Raw genomic sequence first — 23,462 nt, forward strand, 5'->3', positions numbered from 1 at the left:
CGTCAGGACACCGCGAGCCAGAGGAGTGAGGCGATGGCCGCGGTCACGCAGCCCATGATGGTGACTCCCACGGTCCAGGTTTTAAGCATGACCTGCTCGCTGATGCCGAAGTAGCGGGAAAGCACCCAGAAGCCGGCATCGTTGAAGTTGGACAGGCACATGCCGCCCGCGGACACTCCCACCGCCAGCAGCGCGAGCTGGCTGGGGTTCAGGCTCGTTGTGTCGAACGACTGGGCCAGCAGCACGGCAACAAAAGTGACTGCCGCCGTCGTCGTTCCCAGTGTTGCCCGCAGGATTGCTGCGAGCACAAAACCGAACAGCACCAGCGGAAGGTGGATCTCTGCCAGGGTGTCCAGGAGCTGTTTGCCTACGCCAGAGGCACCAATGATGGAGCCGAACGCAACGCCGCCGCCGGTGGAGACCAGGATTTCACCCACCGGTTTCATGCCCTGCATCCCGAAGAACGAGATGCTCTCTCCGCGCCGGACCCCCGGCGTCAGCAGCAGTGCGTAGGCACAGAAGACGGTGAGGGTCAGCGCCAGCCAGGGGGTGCCAAGGAATGCCAGGACGTCGAGTACCGTCTGGGCAGGTCCGCCGATGTGCACGGAGCCGGCGAGGGTCTGGATGAGGATCAGCACAATGGGCAGCAACAGGACGAACAGCAGTTTTCCGACGCCGGGACGCTCGTGCCCTTCCAGGGCGGTCAAAGTGTTCGACCGGGCAGGTGCAGTCGCCACTGCGGTGGAAACTGGACCGCTGCCTGCGGGCTCCCCGGCCGCGGGACCGCCTGCGGGCGCCGGCGTCGTAACCTCGGTGGAGGTGCCGCCGTCGTACTCCGCGTCAAGATCAATGGTGCCGTTGGCGGTCAGTTTCCGGGCCACCCACTGTGAATACAGGAAGGCGATGCCCGCGCCGGGCAGCATCGCGAGCATCCCGTACATGATCAGGAGCCCGAAGTTCACGTTCAGGGCAGTGGCGATGGCTACAGCCCCCGGGTGCGGCGGGATGATGGAGTGCATGCCAAGGACGGCGATCGCCATCGGGATGGCGAAGAAGATAATGGACTTCCGGGACTGGCGGGCGACGGCGATGGTCACGGGCGCCAGCAGGATCACGGCGGTGTCGAAGAAGATGGTGCTGCCGACCAGGAGCCCGCACATGGTCATGGCAAGGGGGCCGCGTTTGGTTCCGATGCGTTGGAGCATCTTCTCGCCCAGCACTTCACTGCCGCCTGAGCGGCGGATGATTTCGCCAATCACGCAGCCCAGCGCAATCAGCGGGACCATATGGCCCAACTGCTTGCCCATGGCAGGCTCCATCACGGCGAAAATGCCTGTTTTGGGATCGATGAGCGGCACGCCCATCGCCAGGGCAAGGCCCACGGCGACAACCGTCATGGTGATGAAGGGGTGGATCTTGAGTTTCACAATCATGAAAAACAGGACAATGATGCTGAGGACCACCATCGTCATGGAATACCAGATCGGGTACATATCGCTCCTTCGCGACAAAACGGTGACGGTGGCTAGGCCTGCACGTCACTGAATTAGGTTTTCGGGCCGACCTGATCCAACCCGGCACCGGATGCGCCGGTCAATGAATCCGAGGGAACCTGAACATTCGTTCCAATACCCGCCAGTTTGTTCGTTCAGCCTGCGATTTTTCTGCAGAGGCACCAATACTGGAGGTTCGATTTCCACGCCAGCCTCATGGACGAGGCTGCCGAACAGAAGGGCCCTCCATGCGCCAAAGCCAGCTCCTCAAGTCCCGCGCCCAGGAATTGCCCGCACGAACCATGAGCATGCATCATGTGTGCCTTGTTGTCTCCAACATTGCCGGCACCAGGGATTTCTACGTCAACGTCCTCGGATTCGAGGAGATACACCGGCCCACAGACTTTGTGTTCCACGGAGCGTACTTCCATAACGGCGATGTTGAAGTCCACGTAGTCCAGGAATCCGAGCCAGGACGGCTGTCCCGCCATGCTCCGGAGTGGGGTAGTGAGGAACTGCGCACGGGCCTCTGCCATCACTTCGCGGTCATGGTGGATTCGTTTGAGCCGTTCCTCGCAGTGATGCGCGAACGCGGACTTGAACGGGTGGGTGGGCCGCGCGTCCGTGACGACTACGTTGAGCAGATCTACATCGCCGACCCCGACGGCCATGTCATTGAGCTTTTGTACCAGCACACTCCGCAGTCCGGCCACGCGCGACGCATGGAAATTTTCGATCTGGGGATAGCGGTCCCGGTCGCTCCCGGACACCACGTCCTTGATCCGCGGGTCAAGCATGGATTGTCCTGTCCGGAATAAGTTACGGGCGTAGGGCCCATGGCCCGGCTGCTGGTAACTGATCTTCTGCGTGCATCGCTCCGGGCACCCGCCGGTGCTGCGGATCCATTGGGAAGCCGCGCCGCCGGCCGGTAGTGCCTGTCGGGCCCAAAGTTCATCTCTGCGGTGACGAGGGGAGTGGCGGCATTGTGCGGGGTGCTCTGATATGTCACCAGTGCGCTTTCCGCCACAGCGGGGCTACCGCAGGCTGCGGTCAGGCTCCTGAGGAGTGCGTAGAAGGACGACATAGCAAAAGCGGGCATAGTCCTGCCGGGCCTCCACCCGAACAGCAGTTGGCGATGGGGTATTGCGGCCATGGCCGTGACCTCCGCCGTCATGCCCTCGCGGGCAAGGGAAGCAGCATCCCTTCGAAGGTCGGATAGGCGGCTTCCTAGAATCCACGCCCCGTCGAGGGGCTTGATCCGCCGCCTCCAGGATGGCGTTGGTGGCCGAGGCTGGGGTGTAGTTGGTGATTCGGGACCTCGCCGTGAGGTTGACCTAGTTGTTATTCGTTGGTGCCTGGATCAAGCCCGCGCCAACGTCCACGGGATCCGTGCCGGCCTTGAGTGGTTTGAACGTTCCGGAGGCGATCAATTTGGACTGCAGGAGCACAGGACTCAGTGGTCCCTGCGCAAGTAGCCGTTCGGCCCAAAGTGCTGTCACGCCGGCGACGTGCGGGGTCGCCATGCTGGTTCCGCTGATGGTCTTGGTGCCGCCGTTGAGCCAGGCGCTGAAAACACCGACGCCGGGACCGGCCACGGTCGCCATGGTATTGGAAAACGGTGCCACGGTGAGTCCGCCGGCGCCGTCGGCCAAGGCCGCCACGGATGTGATGCCGAACGCCGCCGCGGGCGGGGCAACGTTGATCTCGTAAGCGGGATTGCCGGCGCGTTCACTTTCGTTGCCGGCGGCGGCGACGATGATTGTGGTCTGGGCGACTGAGGCGCGGGCGTTGAGAAGGTTGGCCAGCTGTTCGAAAAGCCGGACGTTGGCGCGGTAGCCTTCGAGGGCGATCGATGTGGCTGCGGGGATCGTCAGACCGTTTACCGTGACCAGCTCGTCCACCCAGCCTGGGAAGTCCATGCCCAAGGACATGGAGATGACGTGGGCGCCGTTGTCGGCTGCCCACAGCATTGCCGAGGCGAGAATATCGCTGCTGCCGCCGTTCGGGCCTCCGAGGACCTTGCCTATGAGGGCTTTCTGGACGCCGCGGGCGACGCCGATCCGCTGGCCCGCGAGGTCGCGGCCGAAGATTGTGCCCGCGCAGTGCGTGCCGTGGCCGTTGTCGTCCTCGGCGCTGCCGGCGCCCGTGAAATCTTTTGTGACAAGGTCGACGCCGGCGAAGGCGGGATGGTCGGCGTCGATGCCGGTGTCCAGCACCGCGATGGTCACTCCGGTGCCCGTGAAGGGAGAGGTGTCTGCGCCCACGGCCTTGACGCCCCACGTCACGGCAGCGGCCGGTGCCGCGTCTGCATCGAGGGGTTCGATGAGTTTCATTGGCATCGCTGGTGCGAAGCCGAGGACCGTGGGATCGTTCCTCAAAGCGTTGATAGTTGAGCTTGAGGGGTTGTCGTCCCTCTCCACTGTCATCCCCACAGCCCGTTCAGCGATGCTTTGGACGGCCGATTCAAGCCCCGAGGCACCCGGCCCGTCAAAGGGGTCGCGCGTGGCGCGCAGGGCAGGGGCGCGCAATATGACGATCTTCCGGTTGAGCCGTTCGGACATTTCAAGCTCCTTTGACCTCTATTTGGCCGTGATGGCGCCCTAGGCGCGTGGACCGCAGGTATGACAGGCATCAAATTTTGTCGACGGACGCTTCGACATGGTTCAAGGTTTACCGCTGGCGGTGTTACAGCGGCGTTATCGGTCGAAAGGGGCTTCGCACGGACGCTCCAGTAACGCTCCAGTAACGCCGTGGTGCAAGCATGAGTCCCCGTGTGCTGAAGATCTATCCCGTGGGGCTGGGTAAGCGAATGGTTGGGATTGGGCATGGATAATAACGCCAGTCGCGCCTGGCCACCTGTATGACTTTTAGACAGCTCTGCACAGTGCTGGCCACAACGGCTGCCCTGGTGGCTTTGGTGCTGGTCAATGTCGACTGGTCTCCGGCTGCCGTGACTGACCCCGCCCGCACCTTGTTTCTGAACGCGCAAGGGGTCTTGCGCTGGAGCCAGAATCCCCACCGGACGCCGTTTTCGGTTCCGGAACTGCTGCTGTTCTTCGCCGTCGGACTGGCCTTCGTAGCAGCAGGCGTCACTGCATGGCATACCAGGCCCAACAGGAATCCGGGGTTGCTGCTGGTGGTGTCGGGATGGATGTGGCTCACTGCCGGTCTTCGCCTGTCCAGCAATCCGCTTGCCTTCACCCTTGGGGTGACAATGACCCTGATGTACCAGCCGCCGTTGCTGCAGCTGGCACTGTGCTTTCCGGGAGGCGTCCTGCGCAGCGCGTGGGAGAGACGGTTCGTGACGTTCTTCTTTGCCTCCTGGCTATTCATTGCGATTGCCGGGTGGGCCTTCTTCGACCCGCGCGAACAGATTCTCGGGCACGTCTCAACCTCGCAGAACCTGTTCCTGGTGTGGAACAGTGCGGAGATCACCAACCGAATCGGCAACGCGGCAAGGGTATTCCAAATCTGCGTGGGCCTTGCGGTTGTGGCTGTCCTGGTAGCACGGTGGCGTTCCGGGACGCCGGCTTATCGAGCCTCATTCCTGCCACTATGGCTGGCTGTCATCCTGAAGACCGCTGCAACCATCTGGGTGTCCCTGGCGGTAGTGCAGCTCTCCGGGACCCTTTCGCCGGCGGCGCTGTTGTGGCAGTATCCCGCGACGGCGGTGGTGCCCTTTGCGGTGTTGTTCGGACTATGGCGCTACCGCTTTGCCCGGGGCGCCCTCAGTGAGGTCATGGTCGAAATCGGCGCGGCACCGGTAAGCAACAGGCTGATCCGCGTCCTGCGCCGCTCCGTTCACGATCCCACCCTGCAGCTGTGGCGTTGGTCCGCCGAAGCTGAACAGTTCCTGGACGACGACGGGCGCCGACAGGCCCTGCCCACAGGCACATCAGGCAGGGCTGCGATTGTCCTCGAACGCAGTGGCAGGCCCTTCGGCGCGCTGGTCTTTGACGAGACGCTCAAAGATCAACCGGAACTCCTCGCCGCCCTCAGCAGCGCAACCGCACTCACCCTCGAAAACCAGCATATGGAGGAGCAGCTGCGCAAACAGCTGATCGAGGTCAGCCGCTCCCGGAAACGCATTGTCACGGCCGGGGACGACCGCAGGCGCCAGCTGGAGAGGGATTTGCACGACGGCGCCCAGCAGCGGCTGGTGGCCGTCGCCATGGCGCTGGCGAGAGCACGGCGGGTACAGGATCCGAATGACATGCGCTTCCTCGTGGAGCAGGCGGGCCAGGACCTTAATGAGGCCCTGGCCGAGCTGCGGGAGCTGGCACATGGGGTGTACCCGCCGTCGTTGCGCGAACGCGGTCTCCTCGCTTCCGTGACTGCATTGGCTGAACGCGCGGCCTTGCCCATCCAAGTCAAGGCCGACCTTCCGCTGCGGCCGCCACCCACGGTGGAGCTGGCCGCCTATTTCATCTGCGCCGAAGCGGTCACCAACACACTCAAGCATGCGGGGGCCACTTCCATGGCCATTTCCCTGACAAGCACCACAAAGGAACTCTTCTTGACTATTACCGACGACGGGCGCGGCGGGGCCGGGTTTGGACCTGCCGGTGGCCTGCTCGGCCTCACAGACCGCGCGGAAGCTTTGGGCGGCGTCCTGACTGTTACCAGCCCGCCCGGGCGGGGAACCACGATCACCGCAGTACTGCCTTTCGTCAATGACGCCGAGCGGTCCCTGCCGTGACGCTGCGTGTGGTGATCGCGGATGATTCGGCCCTGCTGCGGCGTGGACTGGCGGTGCTGCTGGCCTCGGAAGGCCTCCACGTCGTCGGGGAGGCTTCCGAAGCTCAGGGCCTGCTTGACCTGGTGGTAACCCACCGGCCTGACGTGGCGGTGGTCGACATCCGGATGCCGCCGTCGTACACCCTTGAGGGCATCCGGGCGGCGGAACAGATCCGGCGGGACCACCCGGAAACCGGTGTCTTGCTGCTTTCCCAGTACGTCGAAACGGACAACGCCATGGCCCTGTTGTGCAACGGCGCCCGCAGCCTGGGGTACCTCCTGAAGGAACGGGTGTCGGACGTGGATGAGTTCCTGGGCGCACTGCAGCGGGTTGCCACCGGAGGAACCGCCATCGACCCGGACCTGGTCACTCGTATGGTCTCCCGGCCACGGGCCGCAGACCGTTACAGCCAGGAACTGTCCGGCCGGGAAAAGGACGTACTGGCGTTGATGGCCGAGGGCCGCACGAACACGGGAATAGCGTCGGCCCTGCTGATGGGCGAGCGTACCGTGGAGGCACATGTCCGCAGCATCTTCCTCAAGTTCGGACTTCATCCTGAGCCGGAGGACCACCGGAGGGTGCTCGCCGTCCTGACGTACCTGCGCGCCGGGCACGATCCCCGGCCCTGATCGCGGACCCGCGCAGCTGGCCCCGATTGTCAGGATGGAACGAGGGCCGAAACGCGCGCCTGCAGCTCCGAGCGCATCAACTGGCTTAACTGGAAACCGGGCTCAAGGCCAAACGTGTCCTGGCAGAGACTGCGGAATCGGCGATACGAACGTTGGGCCCCGTTGATGTTACCGGCGGCGAGTTCAGCCCGAACCAGCAGAACCACCGAGCGCTCGCGCAGGGGTTCGAGGTTGGCTGCGGCCAGCGCCGCTGTTTCGGCCGTGTCTGCATCGCCTTCGGCGAGGGCCCGTTCTGCTGCTGCGTCCAAGGCCATGACCCTCAGGTGCCGGAAACGCTCCTGTTCGCTGATGACCCAGTCCTCGTACCATCCCGGCAGCAGTTCTCCGGTCCGCAAGGCCTCGATCGGGACGGGCTCCGCGTATGCGTGTGTGAGCGAGTGCTGCACGCCGTGGAAGTCAACGGCCACTGATGGGTCCAGTGCCAGCAGGTGTTGTGCGTCCCGCAGCAGGCCCGGGAGTTCGTGGGCCACGTGCCACAGTGCCACCCGTAGGCTGGCGTCCGCCTGTCGGTCGGTGCTGTCTGGCCAGAGCAGCCCTGCGACGGCCGTACGCGGTCGTGGCCCAACAATGGCCAGTGCGGTGATCAGCCGGCGTTGCCGGCTCGCGACCTGCACCGGTTGGCCGAGGCGCCGTAACTGCCAGCAGCCCAAAAGATTCAAAGTCCACATATTGTCTGTCATTGCCGGATCCTTTGTAACTTCGGTGGTGAAATTGTCCTTTCAGTCTGCTCGGGACCCCGGAATGGCGCTTCCGTGCTATCACTTAACGGCTTCAGCGGCCCTCCATGCCCGACGCGGCCCTTCATCCCGTACCGTCCTGGACAGCGAACAGGAACGGCGGAAGAACGTTGTTGCTCCGCCGTTCCTGTGGGCCGGCTGGTGGCTGCCGTAGGCCTACATATCAGTTCACGTAGACCCAGGGAACGCCGAGGTGGTTCGCGGAACCGTCGCTGAAGTTCAGCTGGGCGGTGGAGCCGCCGCCCCGGGCGTAGACGTAGAGGGAGGCCGTGACGCGCAGGTAGGCCTGGTCGGCTCCCAGCAGGTCCGAATAGTAGATGTTCCGCCACCCGTCGAACCGATCGTTGACGTTGATGTTGTCATCGCGGACATCAAGGACGTTGGCGGTGCCCGTGGCTTTGTAGTTGTATTGGTAGCCAACGGCTGAGAGGTCGATTCGTGCATGGGCTTCCTTCGAGTCCCAGAACCCGTCATCGGCCCGGACGATGTAGAAACCGTTAAAGGGAACCGACACCGAATGGGAGTAGTTGCGGTTCTCCGGTGCCCTGTAGGTGAACCACCAGTCCATGTAGACCGTGAAGGATCCCGCGCCGGTACCGAACAGGCCCGATCCTGATCCGTTGGCATATACCGAGGCATCTATGGTGCCGGGGTTGTAGCCCTGCCAGTACACGGTGCCGTTGGAACCGTGCAGCGTCCCGTAATAGGGGGTAAGCCAGCCGACGGCAGCCGCACTGGCGGTCAGTGCTGCACCAACGCCCGGGTGCAGCGTGGTCTGCTCTATCGAGGTAGACGCGGCGGACAGTTCCTTGCTCAGTGAGGTGGTCAGTTGGAGGGTCTGCTCGGCTTGTTCCTCGTGCGAACGCTCCTGGGCTTTGAAGGCCTCTCCCAATTCACCTGGCAAGTTGTCCTGCAGTTGGGACAGCCGGGTTTGTCCCCTGCTTTCAAGTTCCCGCAGGCGGCTGGCCTGACTGGTCTGCAAACGGATGACCTCTTCGCGCCGGTCGGCCACGAGCTGTTCGAGGACTTTGTCGATTTCTGTTTTGATCTTTTTCACGGTGTTTCTTCTCCCATATCTGATCGGTGAGGTACCGCTTGTGATGGCCTGTGGGCCTGAGTGGAGGCGGTGACTTCACAATATGAACCGCCGGGTTATCGGACTGTTACCTGGTCGGCGGGAGCGTTGAGGTTTCTGGAGCGCCTGCCGGCATGCTGCCGGATTCCTCGGCGGCAACTCGGAGGCTGTTTCACATTGGAACACTGCGCGCCCGGGCACACCTCTACCGTGGATACAGATGCCGTGGCGGCCGTCACTTTGTGGGTGGCCGCGGCACGCCTGCCTGTCACTTAGTGGCGGGTGGAAAGGACACTTTCACCGATCTGATCCGGTGACCACTTCTTCGAATGCGGTGCCGCAGCCGTCCTCGTCTTCAACGTGCTGTTCTTTCCTTCGGGCGACCCCACCGTGGCCCTGATTGCTTCGTTCACCACGTTTGCCGTGGGGTACATTGCCCGGCCCGTCGGCCCGTCGGCGCGGCGGTGATGGGGCACTTCGGTGACCGCCTCGGCCGCAAGCGGGTCATGCTGGCCACAGTGGCGATGATGGGCGTGGCGTCGTTCGCCATCGGCTCTCTGCCGACCTTCGACCAGGTAGGGCTGCTGGCCCCGGTGCTGCTGGTTGTCCTCCGCGTGGTCCAGGGCTTCTCCGCGGGCGCCGAATCTGCCGGCGCCTCGACGTTGACCGTTGAACATTCCCCGGTGGGTAAGCGCGGATTCTTCACCAGCTTCGTGATGGTCGGCTACGCCGTGGGCTGCTCGCTGGCCACCATCGTGTTCCTGACGTTGGCGCTGCTGCCCGCCGAGCAAACGAGGTCCACACCCCGTTGTAGCAGCTGAAGAACAGGCTCATTGGAGGAAGGCGAAGACCGCACTCATCAGCACGTCCGCCGTCGAAATCGCCCAGAGGTACCCGAAGAGCGTGAGTGAACATCCCACAGAGGAGATCAGCACAGTCCGCTTCCGGCCGGTGACGTCGGAGACGTAGCCGGCCGCGGGAATCGTGAGGATGGACAAGGCGATCGAACCGGAGATGACAGCCGACTCTGTATTTACGGCCTCGGCTCAAATCCATTTCGGGGCGGCCGGAACGATGCGGTTTGGCGCAGCGCCGGGGCCGGTGGCGGTGACGCCGGTGGTGCCGCGGCCGGTGGCCCATTGGACGACGGCGGGCAGGGGGCCGGTGATGGTCGTTGGGTCCGCGGTGTTGGTGTCGCCGAACGTCAGGTCCGTGCCGGTGGCGTTGATCCGGAGTCCGGTGTCGGTGCCGCGGGTGTGCCAGGTACCGGTGATGTCTGCCAGGAGCCGTTCGAGGACGGGCGTGGGGATGTCGGTGAAGGTGGCGCCGTTGTTGAGGTCGATGGCGTGGATCCAGACTTCGCGGGTGCGCATCCAGACGGTTTCGGACGCGGGGACGGTCCGGCCCTGTGCGGTGCGGACCTCATGGTGCCAGGCCTCTTCGGGCAGGTCGCGCCATTCGACGGACAGGTGCACCGCGGAGTGGTCGAAGAGGTTCCGCAGCGCGATCGGGGACAGGGTGGCGCCGAAGTTGATTTCCTGGTTCCGTGCTTCGGGGGAGGAGTACATGGGTGTTTCGATCCCGGTGGCGGCCCATTCGACCAGGCGGGCGATGGCGCGGGCGTTGTAGCCGATGTGCGCGGTGATGTGGCGTCGGGTCCAGCCCGGCAGTAGCGAGGGCCCGTCCAGGTCGGCGTCGGTGAGTTCGTTGAGTTTCCGGGCGAAGAACGCGGTACCCCGCCGGGCCTGCAGGAGGTCTTCCTGCAGGCGCGGGTCGGTGGTTTGGTCGGTGCGGGCTGCCATCAGGCTTCCTTGATGACGCGGTTCTTCAGCTGGCCCAGGCCTTCGATGGTGGTGAGAAGGAGCTGGCCTTCCTGCAGGTAGCGTTTGGGGTCCTGGGCGTGGCCTACCCCGCCGGGTGTGCCGGTGGCGATCACGTCGCCCGGGTTCAGCGTGATGATGGTGGAGATGTAGGAGACCAGGAGCTCGGGGGTGAACACCACGTCGTTGGTGGGGGTGCTCTGCTGGATCTCGCCGTCCACGGCGGAGGTCATCAGGCCGGCGGTGAATTCGTCCTTGGTGACCAGGGCGGGCCCGAACGGGGTGGACTTCTCCCAGGTTTTGCCCTGCAGCCACTGGACGGTGCGGAACTGGTAATCCCGCATGCTGATGTCGTTCAGGACCGCGTACCCGGCGATGTGCTCCGCCGCGTCCGCTTCACTGATCCGGCGGCCGGTTTTGCCGATGATCACGGCGAGTTCGGCTTCCCAGTCCACGGTCCCGGATTCGGGCGGCAACGCCAGGTCATCGTTGGGGCCGATCAGGGATTCGGTGTACTTGGCGAACAGGGTGGGGTATTCCGGGACGTCCCGGCCCATTTCCTTGATGTGGTTGCGGTAGTTGTGGCCCACGCAGATGATCTTCCCCGGGGAGGGTACGACCGGGGCGAGGTCCGCGCCCCCGAGGGCGTGCGTTGCGCCGTTGGCCGCCGCAGCCGTGGTTTCCCAGGCGGGGTCCTGCAGGAGCGCCCCGACGTCGGCGAACCCGGGAATCTCGGTCAGGGTATCGCCGTCCTGGCGGACCGCCGTCGTTCCAACAGGGGTGCGGAGGGTGAGGAGTCTCATGCGTTCTTGGGTCCTTCGGTGTAGGTGCGGTTGAAGCTCAGGCGCTCAAAAATCGGGGCGTCACTGAAACGGAACAAATCAAACCCTGTCGGGGCATCAGCGTCTGCGGTCACGGACCATTCCTGCCAGGACGGCACAACGAACAGGTCACCCTTGGCCAGGGCCTTGGCTTCGCCGTTCAGGGTGACGGTGCCGGTGCCCTCGAAGACCTGCCACACACTGGAACCCACCTCACGCAAGGACTGGGTGGTGGCGCCGGGCCGGAGGCGGTGGAACTCGGCCCGGATGGTGGGCATCACGTCCCCGCCGGTCGTCGGGTTCGTGTACCGGACGGCGGCGTGGCCCTGGGACACCGTGGCCGGGTGGCCCTCGTCCTCCAGGAGCAGCTGCTCGGTCAGGGCGGCGTCGGTGTGTTCCCACCGGTACGCCGCGATCGGGGAGTTGACCGTGTCCTGCAGCCCGGAGAGCGGTCGCAGGCCCGGGTGGGCCCAGAGCCGCTCGGACCGGGAAATATCCGGGGTGGCCTCATCGGTAACGCGTTCGGTGCCGAACTCGAAGAACCCGGCGTCGGCGTAATGCACAAACGGGATGTCCAGCCCGTCGATCCACGCCATGGCCTGGTCGGTGTCGTTGTGGTGACCGTGGAAGTTCCAGCCCGGCGTGAGCAGGAAATCCCCGCGGCGCATCGCCACCGGATCCCCGTTCACCACCGTCCACACCCCCTCACCCTCCACCACAAAACGGAACGCGTTCTGCGAATGACGGTGCTCCGGGGCCGTCTCATGCGCGCCCAGGTACTGGATCGCGGCCCACAACGTCGGCGTCGCATACGGGGTCCCGGCCAGGCCCGGGTTCGCCAACGCAATCGCCCGGCGCTCCCCGCCCCGCCCCACCGGCACCAGATCCCCCGCACGGGCGGCCAACGGATACAAATCACTCCACCGCCACACATGCGGCACCGCCTTCGGCGACGGGACCATCGGCATCAGATCCCCGATCTCCGTCCACAACGGAATCAGGTTCTCCGCCTCAAAGTCCCGGTACAAGTCTGCAAGCTGCGCAGCCTCCTCCGGCGTCGGCTCCGGCAACGCATGACTCGCAGCAACAGATTCATGCGTTGTGTTCTCGGCGCTGATGGACACGTGGGCCTCCTCGATAGGTCAAGACAGTTTTTTGGCGTAGCTCGACTCTAAGGACGCAAATGTGTGACTCCCAGCATATTCTGGCAGCCAGAATTTAGGGACGGGTCCAGCGGGTGGGCAGCGTGGCAGGATCAAAGGATGCTCAGTCCGGCTCGGCCGGGTTGGCCGCGATGTCGATCTCCAGCTGGCGGGTTGTTTCACGCAGGGCGGCGACCAGGCCGCCGTCGAACACTTTGCGGAACCGGGTAGCCGGCGTGGCGACGCTGAGCGCACCCACCACGTGCCCGTGCCTGTTGTGCAGCGACATGCCGAGGGCGCTGACGCCCTCCTCGGTCCCCTCGAAATTGGCCGCGAAGCCGTTGCTGCGGATGGACTCCAGCTCGCGCACGAACGCCGGGTACTCTGCGTCGGGGATGGTGTCCCCGCCGATCTCGGCGTTGTTGCTGCGGAAGAGCTGGTCGATCATCTGGGGTTCGAGTTCGGCCAGCATCGCCTTGCCGCCCGAGGTCCGGTTGGCCGGCATGACCGTTCCTTGCCGGTCGCCCACCCGCAGTACATTGCTTCCTTCCACGGTGGCCAGGAAACGGACTTTGGTGCCCACCCGCACCATCAGGTTCACCGTCTCGTTGAGCTGCGCGGAGAGCAGCTCCATGTGCGGCTGGGCAAGGGAGCGGAGCAGCCTGGTCCAGCTCAGTCCGGCGGGCCCGACGCCCATGGCCGGACCGGGCACGTAGCGGCGGGTTTCATCCTGGACCGCGAAACCCCGGTAAACCAGCATCGCCAGCAGGCGGTGGGCGGTGGAAGGCGCCACGCCCAGCTCCTCGGCGGCGTCCTTGAGCCTCAGCGTCCCGCCGTCGCGGAGCAGCTGAAGGAGCTGCAAAGCGTTGTCCACCGCCTCGATGGAATACGTGGGCCGCTTCTGCGCGGGCATTTTCTGCGCTGCCTTCCGCGGAGATTTCGATGCGGCCGAGGTTGCTGGATGATTCTGCACATCAGAATTGTATTGTGGTTCATCTGCGACCGCCATGACAGTAGTGGGATGAATCACACACTTCCCGCTGCAACGCCGCAACGGTCCTCACCAGGGTCCCCCGTCCCCACTGCTGCTGACGGGCCGGGGCCGCGCTTCTCCAAGGCCTCGGCCGCCGCCGTCCTGGTCTGCTGGCTGCTGGTGGTCTTCGACGGCTACGACCTGATCGTCTACGGCACCGTCCAGTCCTCCCTGATTTCGGAGACAGGCTGGGGCCTGAGCAAGGCCACCGCCGGAACTATCGGATCCATGGCCTTTGTCGGCATGATGATCGGGGCGATCTTCGCAGGCCGCATGGCAGACTCCTGGGGCCGCCGCCGCACCATCCTCGGCTGCGCCATCGTCTTCTCGGTCTTCACCGTCCTCTGCGCGTTCGCTCCGAACGCCGCAATCTTCGGCGTCCTTCGGCTCCTCGCCGGCATCGGCCTCGGCGGCCTGGTGCCCTCGGCAAACGCCCTCGTTGCGGAACTGGTCCCTGCCAAATGGCGGTCCCTCATCGCCACCCTGATGATGTCCGGCGTGCCGATCGGCGGATCCATCGCCGCCCTGGTCGGCATCCAACTGATCCCCGCCTTCGGCTGGGAATCCATGTTCCTGGTGGCCGTGCTGGCCCTGCTGGTCGTCGTGCCGCTCGGACTGAAATACCTGCCCGAGACACTGGCCCCCGCCAGTGCTCAGGAAAAGGCCGGCCGCAAAGACAGCGCCGGGAAGACCAAGGCAGGGCAGGAGCCGGCGGGTTTTGCCTCCCTGCTCCGTGCCCCCTACCTGGGCGTCAGCGTGCTGTTCGCCGTCGCTACGATCGCCACCCTGTTCGCCTGGTACGGGCTGGGCACGTGGCTGCCCAACCTTATGCAGCTGGCCGGCTACAACCTCGGCTCCGCCCTGACCTTCGCCCTGGCCCTCAACCTGGGCGCGGTGGCCGGTTCGGTCATCACGGCCTGGGCGGGGACCCGGTTTGGTCCGGTGCCCACAGCCATCGCCGCGGCAGCCGTCGCGGCAGGAGCGCTCGTGGTCCTCGTGGCTGGACCGCCCGTCGGCGTCGTCTACTTCATGCTGGTCCTCGCCGGCGTCGGAACGCACGGCACACAGTGCCTGATCATCGCGGCCGTCGCCAGCCACTATCCCGGACACCTGCGGGGGACCGCTCTCGGCTGGGCCCTCGGGACAGGCCGCATCGGCGCCGTCGCGGCACCCCAGGCCGGGGGACTCCTGCTGGCAGCCGGGCTGGGGGTCAACTCCAACTTCCTGGCCTTCGCCGGTGCAGCCGCCATCGCGGCCGTGCTGCTGGCCGCCGTCGGCCTGAAACTCAAGTCAAAACTCTCAATCCCCTCTTCATCAACAGGAGCCAGCAATGTCTGAACACGCCACGTCCACCGATGTCCTCGTCATCGGAGGGGGGATGGCCGGACTGGCCGGAGCCCTTGCGCTGCGCGAAAACGGCGCCAACGTCACCCTCGTGGAGCGGGCCCCCGAATTCGGCGAGGTCGGCGCCGGGCTGCAGATGGCCCCCAACGCGTCCCGGGTCCTGCAGCGTTGGGGGCTGCTGGAAAAGGCGCTGGAAATCGGAGTCCAGCCCAAACACCTGGTCTTCCGCGACGCCGTCACCGGCGAGGAACTCACCCGCCAGTCGCTCAGCGGCGAGTTCGCCGAACGCTACGGCGCACCGTACGTCGTGATCCACCGCTCCGACCTGCACCGGGTCCTGCTCGAAGGCTGCCAGGCGGCGGGCGTCAAACTGGTCAACGACGTGATGGTCGAAAGCGTGGAAACCGTGAACGGCCGCGGCGTGGCGCACACCGCCGCGGGCGTGGACTACGAAGCGGACGTGGTGATCGGCGCCGATGGACTCAAGTCCACCCTGCGTCCGCTCGTGGCCACCGACGAGCCCGTCTCCTCCGCCTACGTCGCCTACCGCGGCACAGTACCGATCACCGAAAACACTCCCAAGGCCGACCTGGAGGACGTCATCGTCTACCTCGGACCGGACTGCCACCTGGTGCAGTACCCGCTGCGCAAGGGCGAGCTGCTGAACACCGTGGCCGTTTTCAAGTCCGCGTCCTTCGAGCGCGGCGAGGAGCAGTACGGGGGACTGGACGAACTCGAAGCTGCTTACAAGGACTGCGTCCCGGCGGTGCAGGACGCGCTGAAGAATCTGGGCACCGGCATGCGCTGGCCCATGTACGACCGCGACCCGATCGAGAACTGGGTCGCGGGCAGGATGGTGCTGATGGGCGACGCAGCGCACCCCATGCTCCAATACCTCGCCCAGGGTGCCTGCCAGGCACTCGAAGACGCCGCTGCGCTCCAGGACGCCAGCACTGGCACCGTGTTCACGGCCGACGGCGTCAACCCGGGAGCGTGGGACGACGCCATCAGGCAGTTCAACACCCTCCGGGCCGGCCGCACGGCCCGGGTCCAGCGCACCGCCCGTATGTGGGGCGAGTCCTGGCACGTATCCGGCCTGGCCCGCATACTGCGGAACCTGCTGTTCAAGAGCCGGAAGGACAACGACTTCCAGTACAACGACTGGCTGTACGGCCAGGACGGCGACGGCGTTCCGGCCCGGAAACCTGTTCCGGCCAGGCTGCGGGTTCCCGTTCCTTCCTGACCTGAGACCCCGCGTCCACAGAGACCGGGAGCACAACGCCTGGACTGTTTGTCCCCAGCCAAGGGCGACGTGAAGTACGGCTGTGTTGGTGGGCCTCCGGGGGAGTGCTGCTCCGTCGCCTGCAGGCGGAGTGACCCACGACGTAGGACGGTTCGAACCCGTCCGGAGCCCCGGCGCAAGAAGGACCGCATTCCCTCACCAGGGACTGCGGTCCTTCTTGGGCCATCACTCATTCATTTGGCCCATGGTTGTGTTGACGGCATGACCTGGGCACGATTTCCCTGCCAGTCAGTGTTGAACTCGACTGTAGAACCCCATGCGGTCTCCTCAGTCCGCTCCTTGCAGGAGTCGAAGGTCCGGTTTGACGAGGCGTGCTGCTGTCTTGGCCACGAGGGGTACTCAGCCCATGAGCATGCCGGCCTGGACGGGTGAGAGCTGGGGCGTTCGTTCTACTTGAGCAGAATCGATCGGGTTCAGACTCGTGCTGCCAGCTCCCCGAGGGCCATTCGGGCTTCCAGTTCCCCTCGGCCAGTCAGTCGTCGGAATGCATCCTCCAGGTCGGCAACCATGTCGAAGGATGCGTCCACGGCCCTTAGCGACTGCAGACCGCCTCAAACGGCGTGCAGCTGCCGGGCAACTCGAGTGGGATCGAGGTCGGGGTGCGAGTTGCCGTCGTCCTGTTGCTTCTTCACGAGCTGCGTGAAGGTCTCGATCGTGCGCGCGTAGTGTGCGCGGAAATATTCGTGCGCCTGGTGGTCCGGGTGGTCGGACTCCGCATGTAGGGCGACGTGCAGAACTGGATCGGCGGCAGCGACTACACGCAGCCCTGGACCGGCTCACCACTGCCGGGGTTATCTCCAAAGTCGGCCAGTCCAAACGAAACCAGGCATGGGCCGCCACGGAAGTGCCCGTTGAAGTCGATCGGCTCAACCAACGCCTCGCCGACATCGCAAAAGCGGCATAGTCCTGCCGGACGTCCACCCGAACAGGCCGGACAGACCGATCACGCCGTCGTGGGAGGTCGGTACCGGCCCGAACCCCTGGGGAAATGTCAGCAAATGATCATGTCGAGGACACCCTGGGGCAACCTGGCAGCGAAACAATCTTTGTAGAGGGGAGGCTTTACTACGGAGAAAGGATTGTCATGGGAATTGGTGATCGCGTTGTTATTGGATCATGTTATGAACTGGGATCGGGTGATGCCGTCGAGGCGTTCCACGAGAACATGTTGGTATATCGCGGGCCGGTCACGGACGTCGTCCCGGACCGTGGGCTGTTCTGGATTTTGGACACCTTGACTGGTGGCAGACGTCTTGTCGACATGTCCGAACTCGAAGTCGTCCGCATTCCCTCGCCCATCGTTGAGCCATGGCTTGGGCTCTTCCTCCGGAAGGGCCACGGATCAGCGGGTGTCCACTCCAGGCCATCATGCAACTGGCGCGAGGTGTCTGCACTGCCGTAGCTGAACTCCATCTCGTGAACGCTTTAGGTGGCGACGCTCCAGCGAGTGCGCCCTTGCTGGCAGGAGTAGCGGACGACGTTCTGGCCCCCTTTGTCGAACTATCCAAGAGCCGGCGGATCCTACTGCCAGCCCTATACGAGGGTGTAGGGGCCGAGGCAGTTCCACCCCGGTGTCCGATCCTGGGGACTTAGCGGTGTCGACCCCACCGTCACGGCCGCCACGGTGTGAGCCGGGGCCACCAGCCCGGGACGTTGCGCCGGTAGTTAAGGTACTGCTCGCCGTACGTGCTGGTGAGGGTCGGTTCCTCGTAGCCTTTCACGAACGCGACGACGGTGGCGAGGGTGATCGCGGCGTAGAGCACGAGCAACCAGCTGCCGAACAGCAGTGCCTGGCCGAGGATGATGCTGAGCACGGCGAGGTACATCGGATTGCGCACGAAGCGGTAGGCACCCGTTACGACGAGAGTCTGGGTAGGAGCGACCGGAGCGGGCGTGCCGCGGTGCATGGCGAACAGCGCGAAGGCGTGCAGGAGGAAAGCCACCCCGGTAGCGATCGCCATCCAGCCGATCGGCACGAGGACCCAGGCCGCGCCACCCCAGCTGTGCCACCGCCAGCCGGAGATGAGCCACGGGACCATGCCCGCGACGACGCCGGGCGCGAGGAAGAGGAAGACGATCGTCCCGATCCACGCGCGTACATGCGGAGCTGCCTGAGCCATGTCCGTCAGGCTAACCCTGTTCCTCCAAGCGCGCGAGACTCCTCGTCCGTGCACCGGGCGACATGGCGTGTCCGGTTCTGGCCCGTGGTTGCCGGAATTCCCCAGTCAGGATGGCTGCGGATGGGGGCTTTCATCGTTCCACGACGGCGGCGAGGAGGTTCTCGCTGCCGTCCTCGAGCAAGATGGTGTGGGCACCGCAGGGGCAGCGCGAGTAAGTGACAGTTCCGGTTGATGTGGGGTGCCGGGAGACGGCTTGCCAGGTATGTTCGTGCATAAACCCAGCATCCGGTAATGGGTTGATGCCATTCAACCATTACACTCTGGGTATGGGATACAGCCATGAAAATCAGGTCGGAGCCCAACTGGCCGCTGCCCTGGTAAACGCGCAGGCAGGAGACGACCTGGAGGCTGTGCTGCGGGATTTCAGCATTCGGGAACCGCGGCTGGACGCTGCCGCGGAGCAGGGCCTGCGTGGTTGGGCAGTCGAACTGGTGTCGGCCTTCGCGGCCCAAGCCGTTGATGAGCGATGCCGCTCCATCAACGCGCTCCTTGATCGCTCCGCGGGGAAGATTTCGCTGACGACACATGACGATTCCCGGCCCCATCTGCATCTCTTCCCCGAGGGGGACGACATCCTGTCCCGGGTCAAGGCAGTCACGGCCGGCGGCCTGGCACTGTTCATCGCCTGGAGCGGCGGGATCCGGATCGGCACCTGCGCCCGGCCGGCCTGCGTCAGGGCGTTCATCGACAACTCAAAAGCCGGGAGGCAGCGCTACTGCAGCGCCCGCTGCGGAAACACCGACGCAGTCGCCCGGCACCGGCAAGCCGCCAGCATGCCCTCCCGGAACGCAGCCAGAGCGTGAAATTCACCGCAGCTTATGCGGGAGACTGGGCTATTCGCGGCGTTCGCGGGTCTGGCCGAAGGGGACGTCGCGGCTGACCGCGACGGTGTAGCTGGTATAGCCGTGTTGGGTGACCAGGATTCCGTGGCGGCGTTCCTGCATGGCGTGTTCGCGGGCCATTTCCACGGCGGTGTTGAGGTCATTTTCAACGGTGTGGGGGTCGTAGGCGGTGATTTCCAGGACGAGGTCAGAGTGGCGCTTGATCATCGTGGTCTCTTTCTCGGGGGAGTAATTGCCTGAAGGCTGGGCAGCCGCGCTCCTGGGCGGGAAATCCGGGGGAGGCTGAAGGCTGTGGTTCGAGAGGGGTGCCCGGCATGGTTCGATGGGGCGGTGGCCGGAGAGTGCCGGCGGTCTGGATCGGCGGAAGAATTCCTGCGGATCTGTAGCCAGTGTGGAGGATAACTGGCCCCGTGCGCAAGACGAATCACGGAAAATGTTGAATGCATGAGGCTAGCCAGTAACCGCCAATGCGTCGATCTCGACGAGCATGACCTCGTGGGGGGATCCACAAAAACGGTGGCGCGGCTGGGAAACGCCCTGCTGGGAACGGTCTCCTTCGGTTGGTTCCGCCAAGGGGGTATCAGGCGCTGGTATTGCCCTGCCTGTGCCTGGTTTCGATGACGTCGTGGACTTCGAGGGCCGTCGAGATCCGTGTGAGGTCGGCAACGCGTGAAAGGTCCAGTGCGAGCAGAGCCTCGATCTGTCGGCGGGCTTCGACGACGGCGTCTTCCTGGATATGCAGCTGCTCAGCGGTCTTCCCCGCGCTGAGATTATTGTTTAGGAGAGCTGACAGGGTCGGCAGGAGCGAAGGGCCTTGGGCTGGGTCGTAGCATCGCAACGGCCCAAGCACGTCGTCCGCGTAGCGGTTCAAAGCGGATACGTCCGGGAGCTGAAGCAGGAGTCCAGTCAAGCCCAGGTCGCTCAGCACAATGGTCCCGGGGGGACTCTTGCGAAGGGCTGCCAGCTCAACAGCTCCGCGGGCAGTTGCAAAAGCTGCCGGATAGTCGGCGATGTTTGTGGCCGGTCCCGTCACGGCAACGTACGCGGCATCCGTGCTTTGGCCGTGTCCTGAAGGGATCCGCCTGACTTTGTCGGCGATGCCACGCATTTGGTCGATCCGCGTGGTTGGGACCATCGGCCAGAGGGCAACAACGAACCCACCGTAAGGTCCAAGCAGCGGCTTTGGTGAAATTTGCCATGCCACTTGTGCGAACTTGGCGGTAAGCCAGTGCGGCAGGGTACGTTCGGTGCGGGGGTCAAACCGGACTGCGATGACTGCGTGGGGCAGTGACAGGCCGTGGCCGAGCCGTTCGGCTTCGGCCAGGAGCGCTGTGGCTTCGTGTACTCTGCCTGACAGGAGCGCAGAGAGAATCTCGCCAGTGTCCCGCCACTCTGTCTGGGTTGCTGTCCGGGTCCGGAGGAGCTCCAAAGCCAGTGGCGCCGCGGCCCTTTCCAGCGCCTGGCGGTCCAGCGGTCTGAGCTCGGAGATTGTCCCGCTCGTCCAGATCCACGCGATGACCTTGTCCTTGATCATTACCGGGACGCGGACAAAGGTCCCGGTCCCTGTTGTATCCGGAAGGTTCACCTCGGCCAGCAACCCGGCACTGCCCGCGGACATAACATCGGGCAGTGGGAGGTCAGCGGCGTTTGCGAGGAGGGCAACCGGGAGCGATGCGCCATCACCTTCGGTGTTGTAGAGGACGGTCCCGTTGGTCTCGCACACGGCGACGGGACGATCCAGGATCTCTGTCAGGGCTCCGCCAAGGGCCCTGACCCCGCCTCCTTCGAGCGTCAGGGCTGTCAACCGCTCGTGGATCGCTTCGGTTTGCCTTTGCAGTTCGTACTGCTCCTCAAGCGACTCGTTCAGCCCGTTGAGGACCGTGATCCGCTCCGCCTGTTCGGAGCGCAGGCGGCTGGTGGTGATAGCCAGGGCGGCCTGGCCTGCCAACATCAACAGGCGCGATTCTTCTTCCTTAGTGAAGTGATGGGTTGAACGGGTGTAGCAGTTGAGAGTTCCGAGTGTTTCATCGGCTGAGTTCAGAGGCACAGAGATCATGGAGTTAAAACCTTGGTCTTTTGCCGCATCCCTCCACACGAGCATCGCCGGATGGTTTCCGAAATCCTCGATCTGCACGGGGACTCCCATGGTGAATGCCTGGACCGACGGCGTGGGAGTGTGAACGCCATGAAGCCGGATCGGGTGCGTTGCGTTGATTTCCCGGATGTAGTCGGCGGAGAGGCCGTACGAGCCTTCGATCATCAGGACTTGCGACGCCGCGTCCGGCATGGTGATCGCGCAGAACTCATAGGACATCAATTTGCTCGCGGTCCTGGCGATCAGGTCCAACAGCTCGCCGAGCGAAACGCCGCGGTTGACTGCCGCACCGACATCGGCCAGCGCCTTCAGCCATCCTTGAAGGTGCTCGGCCATACGGTCAGGGCCCATTTTCACACTTAGAGTTTTTCACGGATTCCCTGAACGGGCGAGAGACTTTTCACCCCCGGGATTGCGTTCAAAATCCGGTCGGATGGCCTCACGTTATCGTTGGACCAACACATCTGATCAGGAGGACGTATGCCCTACGTTGTTGACTTCAAGGACGTTTCCACTGTCGGCCTGGAGTCGTCGCCGGTCGCCGAGGCGCTTGCCGGGTTGCGCGCCAACGAGGGCCGCTACTACCGCACCAAGTACGACCACGAATTCACCGTTAGCCCTGCAAACGAGGTTCCGGAGGTGGTGGACCGGGTGAACCGCATCCTCAAGGAGGAGCGCGAGATTGTCATCGGCTCCCGCCCGCTCGAGGCGACTGCCTTTGAAGTCGATGGGTTGCGGATGGATTATGTGTTCTTCGAGTCCGGGCTGTCGGTCAACGTCATGTACAGCATCGACGACGGCGGGAAGCGGGCGGTCGGTTTCAAGCTGGCCGAAGGCATGGAGATTCCGGAGGAACTGGCGTCCCGTTTCAAGTTTGCCCGCCAGAAGTCGAAGCTGGCCGGCGTGATCCGCGGCTCCTACTTCGTGATCAAAGGCGTGTACTGACCGGCCCTCACGGAACTCAACGACAAAAAGAGCCTTGAAGGCCCCAGTGACTTATGTCATACTGTTCCTCGATACGCATCGACGATGCGTATCGATGATTCGCAGAGACCACCCAGCAGAGAGCACAAGGAGGCCAAGCAATGCCCACCAGCAAGGATGTTGCCCAGGCCGCCGGTGTTGCCCAAAGCACCGTGTCCTATGTCCTGAGTGGCAAGCGGCCGATTTCTGAAAAGACCCGGAAAAAGGTCGAGGATGCTATCGAGCACCTGACCTACCAGCCCAACGCCGGGGCCCGCGCGCTCGCCAGCCGCAGGACCCGCGTCATCGGGTTGGTCATTCCGTTCATACCCGAGCTGCACATGGCCTCGATCATGGAATTCGTCTCGGTGATCGCCAATACCGCCCGCCGCTACGACCACGACATCCTGCTGGTCACCGAGGACGAGGGCGCAGCTGGCCTGCAGCGCGTGGTCGGCCAGCAGATCTGCGACGGACTGATCCTCATGCAGGTGGAGGGCGACGACGAGCGGCTCCCCGTGGTCCGGAGCCTCAAGGTCCCGGTGGTCCTGATTGGCATCCCCCACGATCCTTCCGGCCTGGTCTGCATCGATGCCGACTTTGAAATGGCCGGAAAACAGTGCGTCCAGGACCTCGCCGCGGCAGGGCATGACGTGATCTGCGTCCTCGATTGGCAGCGCGAGGTAGTGGACCGGCACGTTAACTACGTGGAACGCTTTAGGTCCGGCACCAACCAGGCCGCCGAGAGCATCGGCGTCAAAATGCTTCACCTGCCGGGCGGCACGGACCGTGACGTCATTGCTGATTCCGTGGACAAGGCCTTGGCCGAAACCACCGGAACGCCGGCGTTCATTGCCCCTGACGGCACCGTTCAGGACGTTCTGCGGCGGGTACTGTCCAGCCGCGGCCTGACTCCGGGCAAAGACGTGTCGGTGATCGGCAGCGCCTCTCCCACGCTTGCCGAGCTGCAGCCCATTCCGCTTTCCACCATCGACCTCCGTCCGGCCGAAGTCTCGCGCCGCGCGGTAAAGATTATTTGCGACCTCCTCGAAGCCGACTCGCAGGGACCAACCGAATCCCTGGAGTTGGTGCCCACGGTCATCACTCACCGTTCCAGCACGCTCCGCCCACCCCGCGGCAGCTGAACCCCCAGCGCCCCCGATCCAAACCCGATTCCAGTCATCGAT

Annotated in this window: 23 protein-coding genes; 10 read left to right on the plus strand and 13 right to left on the minus strand. The window is 64.3% G+C overall.

Features of this window, described 5'->3' with window-relative positions; genetic code table 11:
- Positions 1-2: 2 nt before the first annotated feature.
- The gene (locus EYS21_RS18610) at positions 3-1,493 is read right to left on the minus strand and encodes an SLC13 family permease (protein WP_131134730.1); all 1,491 of its coding nucleotides are present in this window, start codon (positions 1,491-1,493) and stop codon (positions 3-5) included.
- Between the two features lie 248 nt (positions 1,494-1,741).
- Here EYS21_RS18610 and EYS21_RS18615 point away from each other — a divergent pair, with 248 nt between their 5' ends.
- Positions 1,742-2,311 carry a VOC family protein gene (locus tag EYS21_RS18615; protein WP_131134731.1) on the plus strand — a complete coding sequence of 190 codons (570 nt, stop codon included), beginning with the start codon at positions 1,742-1,744 and terminating at the stop codon, positions 2,309-2,311.
- A gap of 516 nt (positions 2,312-2,827) precedes the next feature.
- Here EYS21_RS18615 and EYS21_RS18620 read toward each other — a convergent pair.
- Complete coding sequence (locus EYS21_RS18620; RefSeq protein ID WP_131134732.1) at positions 2,828-4,054, minus strand: S8 family serine peptidase; 1,227 nt, start codon at positions 4,052-4,054, stop codon at positions 2,828-2,830.
- A 299-nt stretch (positions 4,055-4,353) separates the two neighbouring features.
- On the opposite strand from EYS21_RS18620, the gene EYS21_RS18625 reads away from it, so the two are divergent.
- Positions 4,354-6,192, plus strand: coding sequence for a histidine kinase (locus EYS21_RS18625; protein WP_131134733.1), 1,839 nt, complete (start codon positions 4,354-4,356; stop codon positions 6,190-6,192).
- Positions 6,189-6,860 carry a response regulator transcription factor gene (locus EYS21_RS18630; protein ID WP_131134734.1) on the plus strand — a complete coding sequence of 224 codons (672 nt, stop codon included), beginning with the start codon at positions 6,189-6,191 and terminating at the stop codon, positions 6,858-6,860. The genes EYS21_RS18625 and EYS21_RS18630 overlap by 4 nt, the downstream gene beginning before the upstream one ends.
- 29 nt (positions 6,861-6,889) lie before the next feature.
- On the opposite strand, the gene EYS21_RS18635 is transcribed toward EYS21_RS18630, so the two are convergent.
- On the minus strand, positions 6,890-7,600 hold the full coding sequence (locus tag EYS21_RS18635) for a BTAD domain-containing putative transcriptional regulator (protein WP_131134735.1): 711 nt from the start codon (positions 7,598-7,600) through the stop codon (positions 6,890-6,892).
- Positions 7,601-7,820: 220 nt separating this feature from the next.
- A complete protein-coding gene (locus tag EYS21_RS18640) occupies positions 7,821-8,714 on the minus strand; it encodes a hypothetical protein (RefSeq protein WP_131134736.1) in 894 nt (297 codons plus the stop codon).
- Between the two features lie 485 nt (positions 8,715-9,199).
- Here EYS21_RS18640 and EYS21_RS18645 point away from each other — a divergent pair, with 485 nt between their 5' ends.
- Complete coding sequence (locus tag EYS21_RS18645) at positions 9,200-9,553, plus strand: MFS transporter (protein WP_242633499.1); 354 nt, start codon at positions 9,200-9,202, stop codon at positions 9,551-9,553.
- 9 nt (positions 9,554-9,562) lie between these two features.
- On the opposite strand, the gene EYS21_RS18650 is transcribed toward EYS21_RS18645, so the two are convergent.
- From EYS21_RS18650 to EYS21_RS18670, 5 genes are all read right to left on the minus strand, one after another.
- Positions 9,563-9,730, minus strand: a complete 168-nt coding sequence (locus EYS21_RS18650; RefSeq protein WP_207307820.1) for a hypothetical protein — start codon at positions 9,728-9,730, stop codon at positions 9,563-9,565.
- A gap of 48 nt (positions 9,731-9,778) precedes the next feature.
- A complete protein-coding gene (locus tag EYS21_RS18655) occupies positions 9,779-10,534 on the minus strand; it encodes a maleylpyruvate isomerase family mycothiol-dependent enzyme (protein ID WP_131134737.1) in 756 nt (251 codons plus the stop codon).
- The gene (locus EYS21_RS18660) at positions 10,534-11,355 is read right to left on the minus strand and encodes a fumarylacetoacetate hydrolase family protein (protein WP_131134738.1); all 822 of its coding nucleotides are present in this window, start codon (positions 11,353-11,355) and stop codon (positions 10,534-10,536) included. The genes EYS21_RS18655 and EYS21_RS18660 overlap by 1 nt, the downstream gene beginning before the upstream one ends.
- Positions 11,352-12,497: a cupin domain-containing protein gene (locus EYS21_RS18665; RefSeq protein ID WP_131134739.1), complete on the minus strand. Its 1,146-nt coding sequence runs from the start codon at positions 12,495-12,497 to the stop codon at positions 11,352-11,354. The genes EYS21_RS18660 and EYS21_RS18665 overlap by 4 nt, the downstream gene beginning before the upstream one ends.
- A gap of 142 nt (positions 12,498-12,639) precedes the next feature.
- Complete coding sequence (locus EYS21_RS18670) at positions 12,640-13,428, minus strand: IclR family transcriptional regulator (RefSeq protein WP_131134740.1); 789 nt, start codon at positions 13,426-13,428, stop codon at positions 12,640-12,642.
- A 108-nt stretch (positions 13,429-13,536) separates the two neighbouring features.
- On the opposite strand from EYS21_RS18670, the gene EYS21_RS18675 reads away from it, so the two are divergent.
- The 3 genes from EYS21_RS18675 (at position 13,537) to EYS21_RS18690 (ending at position 17,597) form a co-directional block, all read left to right on the plus strand.
- Positions 13,537-14,886 (plus strand): aromatic acid/H+ symport family MFS transporter, encoded by a 1,350-nt coding sequence (locus EYS21_RS18675; protein ID WP_131134741.1) that lies wholly within the window; start codon positions 13,537-13,539, stop codon positions 14,884-14,886.
- The gene (locus EYS21_RS18680) at positions 14,879-16,135 is read left to right on the plus strand and encodes an FAD-dependent oxidoreductase (protein WP_131134742.1); all 1,257 of its coding nucleotides are present in this window, start codon (positions 14,879-14,881) and stop codon (positions 16,133-16,135) included. Before EYS21_RS18675 ends, EYS21_RS18680 begins: the two co-directional genes overlap by 8 nt.
- 1,048 nt (positions 16,136-17,183) lie before the next feature.
- Positions 17,184-17,597, plus strand: coding sequence for a hypothetical protein (locus EYS21_RS18690; RefSeq protein ID WP_131134743.1), 414 nt, complete (start codon positions 17,184-17,186; stop codon positions 17,595-17,597).
- Between the two features lie 208 nt (positions 17,598-17,805).
- Here EYS21_RS18690 and EYS21_RS18695 read toward each other — a convergent pair whose 3' ends face one another.
- Positions 17,806-18,315, minus strand: a complete 510-nt coding sequence (locus tag EYS21_RS18695) for an isoprenylcysteine carboxylmethyltransferase family protein (RefSeq protein ID WP_131134744.1) — start codon at positions 18,313-18,315, stop codon at positions 17,806-17,808.
- Positions 18,316-18,445: 130 nt separating this feature from the next.
- Positions 18,446-18,589, minus strand: coding sequence for a hypothetical protein (locus EYS21_RS23480; protein ID WP_165478360.1), 144 nt, complete (start codon positions 18,587-18,589; stop codon positions 18,446-18,448).
- A 52-nt stretch (positions 18,590-18,641) separates the two neighbouring features.
- On the opposite strand from EYS21_RS23480, the gene EYS21_RS18700 reads away from it, so the two are divergent.
- On the plus strand, positions 18,642-19,178 hold the full coding sequence (locus tag EYS21_RS18700) for a CGNR zinc finger domain-containing protein (RefSeq protein ID WP_131134745.1): 537 nt from the start codon (positions 18,642-18,644) through the stop codon (positions 19,176-19,178).
- 30 nt (positions 19,179-19,208) lie between these two features.
- On the opposite strand, the gene EYS21_RS18705 is transcribed toward EYS21_RS18700, so the two are convergent.
- Both EYS21_RS18705 and EYS21_RS18710 read right to left on the minus strand, forming a co-directional pair.
- Positions 19,209-19,424 carry a hypothetical protein gene (locus tag EYS21_RS18705; RefSeq protein WP_131134746.1) on the minus strand — a complete coding sequence of 72 codons (216 nt, stop codon included), beginning with the start codon at positions 19,422-19,424 and terminating at the stop codon, positions 19,209-19,211.
- 373 nt (positions 19,425-19,797) lie between these two features.
- Positions 19,798-21,648, minus strand: coding sequence for a GAF domain-containing protein (locus tag EYS21_RS18710; protein ID WP_165478361.1), 1,851 nt, complete (start codon positions 21,646-21,648; stop codon positions 19,798-19,800).
- Positions 21,649-21,792: 144 nt separating this feature from the next.
- Here EYS21_RS18710 and EYS21_RS18715 point away from each other — a divergent pair, with 144 nt between their 5' ends.
- Entirely contained in the window at positions 21,793-22,257 is a 465-nt protein-coding gene (locus EYS21_RS18715) for a phage tail protein (RefSeq protein ID WP_131134748.1), read from the plus strand.
- Between the two features lie 140 nt (positions 22,258-22,397).
- A complete protein-coding gene (locus EYS21_RS18720; protein WP_131134749.1) occupies positions 22,398-23,420 on the plus strand; it encodes a LacI family DNA-binding transcriptional regulator in 1,023 nt (340 codons plus the stop codon).
- The last annotated feature ends 42 nt before the right edge of the window (positions 23,421-23,462 follow it).

It is taken from the genome of Arthrobacter sp. S39 (genome assembly GCF_004320525.1).
Lineage (GTDB): Bacteria > Actinomycetota > Actinomycetes > Actinomycetales > Micrococcaceae > Arthrobacter.

Excerpts from the sequence above, each read along its gene's own strand:
- EYS21_RS18645 (WP_242633499.1), top strand. The coding sequence starts at position 9,200 with ATGGGGCACTTCGGTGACCGCCTCGGCCGCAAGCGGGTCATGCTGGCC.
- EYS21_RS18705 (WP_131134746.1), bottom strand. The coding sequence starts at position 19,424 with ATGATCAAGCGCCACTCTGACCTCGTCCTGGAAATCACCGCCTACGAC.
- EYS21_RS18625 (WP_131134733.1), top strand. The coding sequence starts at position 4,354 with ATGACTTTTAGACAGCTCTGCACAGTGCTGGCCACAACGGCTGCCCTG.
- EYS21_RS18680 (WP_131134742.1), top strand. The coding sequence starts at position 14,879 with ATGTCTGAACACGCCACGTCCACCGATGTCCTCGTCATCGGAGGGGGG.
- EYS21_RS18675 (WP_131134741.1), top strand. The coding sequence starts at position 13,537 with ATGAATCACACACTTCCCGCTGCAACGCCGCAACGGTCCTCACCAGGG.
- EYS21_RS18695 (WP_131134744.1), bottom strand. The coding sequence starts at position 18,315 with ATGGCTCAGGCAGCTCCGCATGTACGCGCGTGGATCGGGACGATCGTC.
- EYS21_RS18700 (WP_131134745.1), top strand. The coding sequence starts at position 18,642 with ATGGGATACAGCCATGAAAATCAGGTCGGAGCCCAACTGGCCGCTGCC.
- EYS21_RS23480 (WP_165478360.1), bottom strand. The coding sequence starts at position 18,589 with ATGCACGAACATACCTGGCAAGCCGTCTCCCGGCACCCCACATCAACC.
- EYS21_RS18655 (WP_131134737.1), bottom strand. The coding sequence starts at position 10,534 with ATGGCAGCCCGCACCGACCAAACCACCGACCCGCGCCTGCAGGAAGAC.
- EYS21_RS18690 (WP_131134743.1), top strand. The coding sequence starts at position 17,184 with ATGTCAGCAAATGATCATGTCGAGGACACCCTGGGGCAACCTGGCAGC.
- EYS21_RS18660 (WP_131134738.1), bottom strand. The coding sequence starts at position 11,355 with ATGAGACTCCTCACCCTCCGCACCCCTGTTGGAACGACGGCGGTCCGC.
- EYS21_RS18670 (WP_131134740.1), bottom strand. The coding sequence starts at position 13,428 with ATGCCCGCGCAGAAGCGGCCCACGTATTCCATCGAGGCGGTGGACAAC.
- EYS21_RS18720 (WP_131134749.1), top strand. The coding sequence starts at position 22,398 with ATGCCCACCAGCAAGGATGTTGCCCAGGCCGCCGGTGTTGCCCAAAGC.
- EYS21_RS18610 (WP_131134730.1), bottom strand. The coding sequence starts at position 1,493 with ATGTACCCGATCTGGTATTCCATGACGATGGTGGTCCTCAGCATCATT.
- EYS21_RS18710 (WP_165478361.1), bottom strand. The coding sequence starts at position 21,648 with ATGGCCGAGCACCTTCAAGGATGGCTGAAGGCGCTGGCCGATGTCGGT.
- EYS21_RS18620 (WP_131134732.1), bottom strand. The coding sequence starts at position 4,054 with ATGTCCGAACGGCTCAACCGGAAGATCGTCATATTGCGCGCCCCTGCC.
- EYS21_RS18615 (WP_131134731.1), top strand. The coding sequence starts at position 1,742 with ATGCGCCAAAGCCAGCTCCTCAAGTCCCGCGCCCAGGAATTGCCCGCA.
- EYS21_RS18715 (WP_131134748.1), top strand. The coding sequence starts at position 21,793 with ATGCCCTACGTTGTTGACTTCAAGGACGTTTCCACTGTCGGCCTGGAG.
- EYS21_RS18635 (WP_131134735.1), bottom strand. The coding sequence starts at position 7,600 with ATGACAGACAATATGTGGACTTTGAATCTTTTGGGCTGCTGGCAGTTA.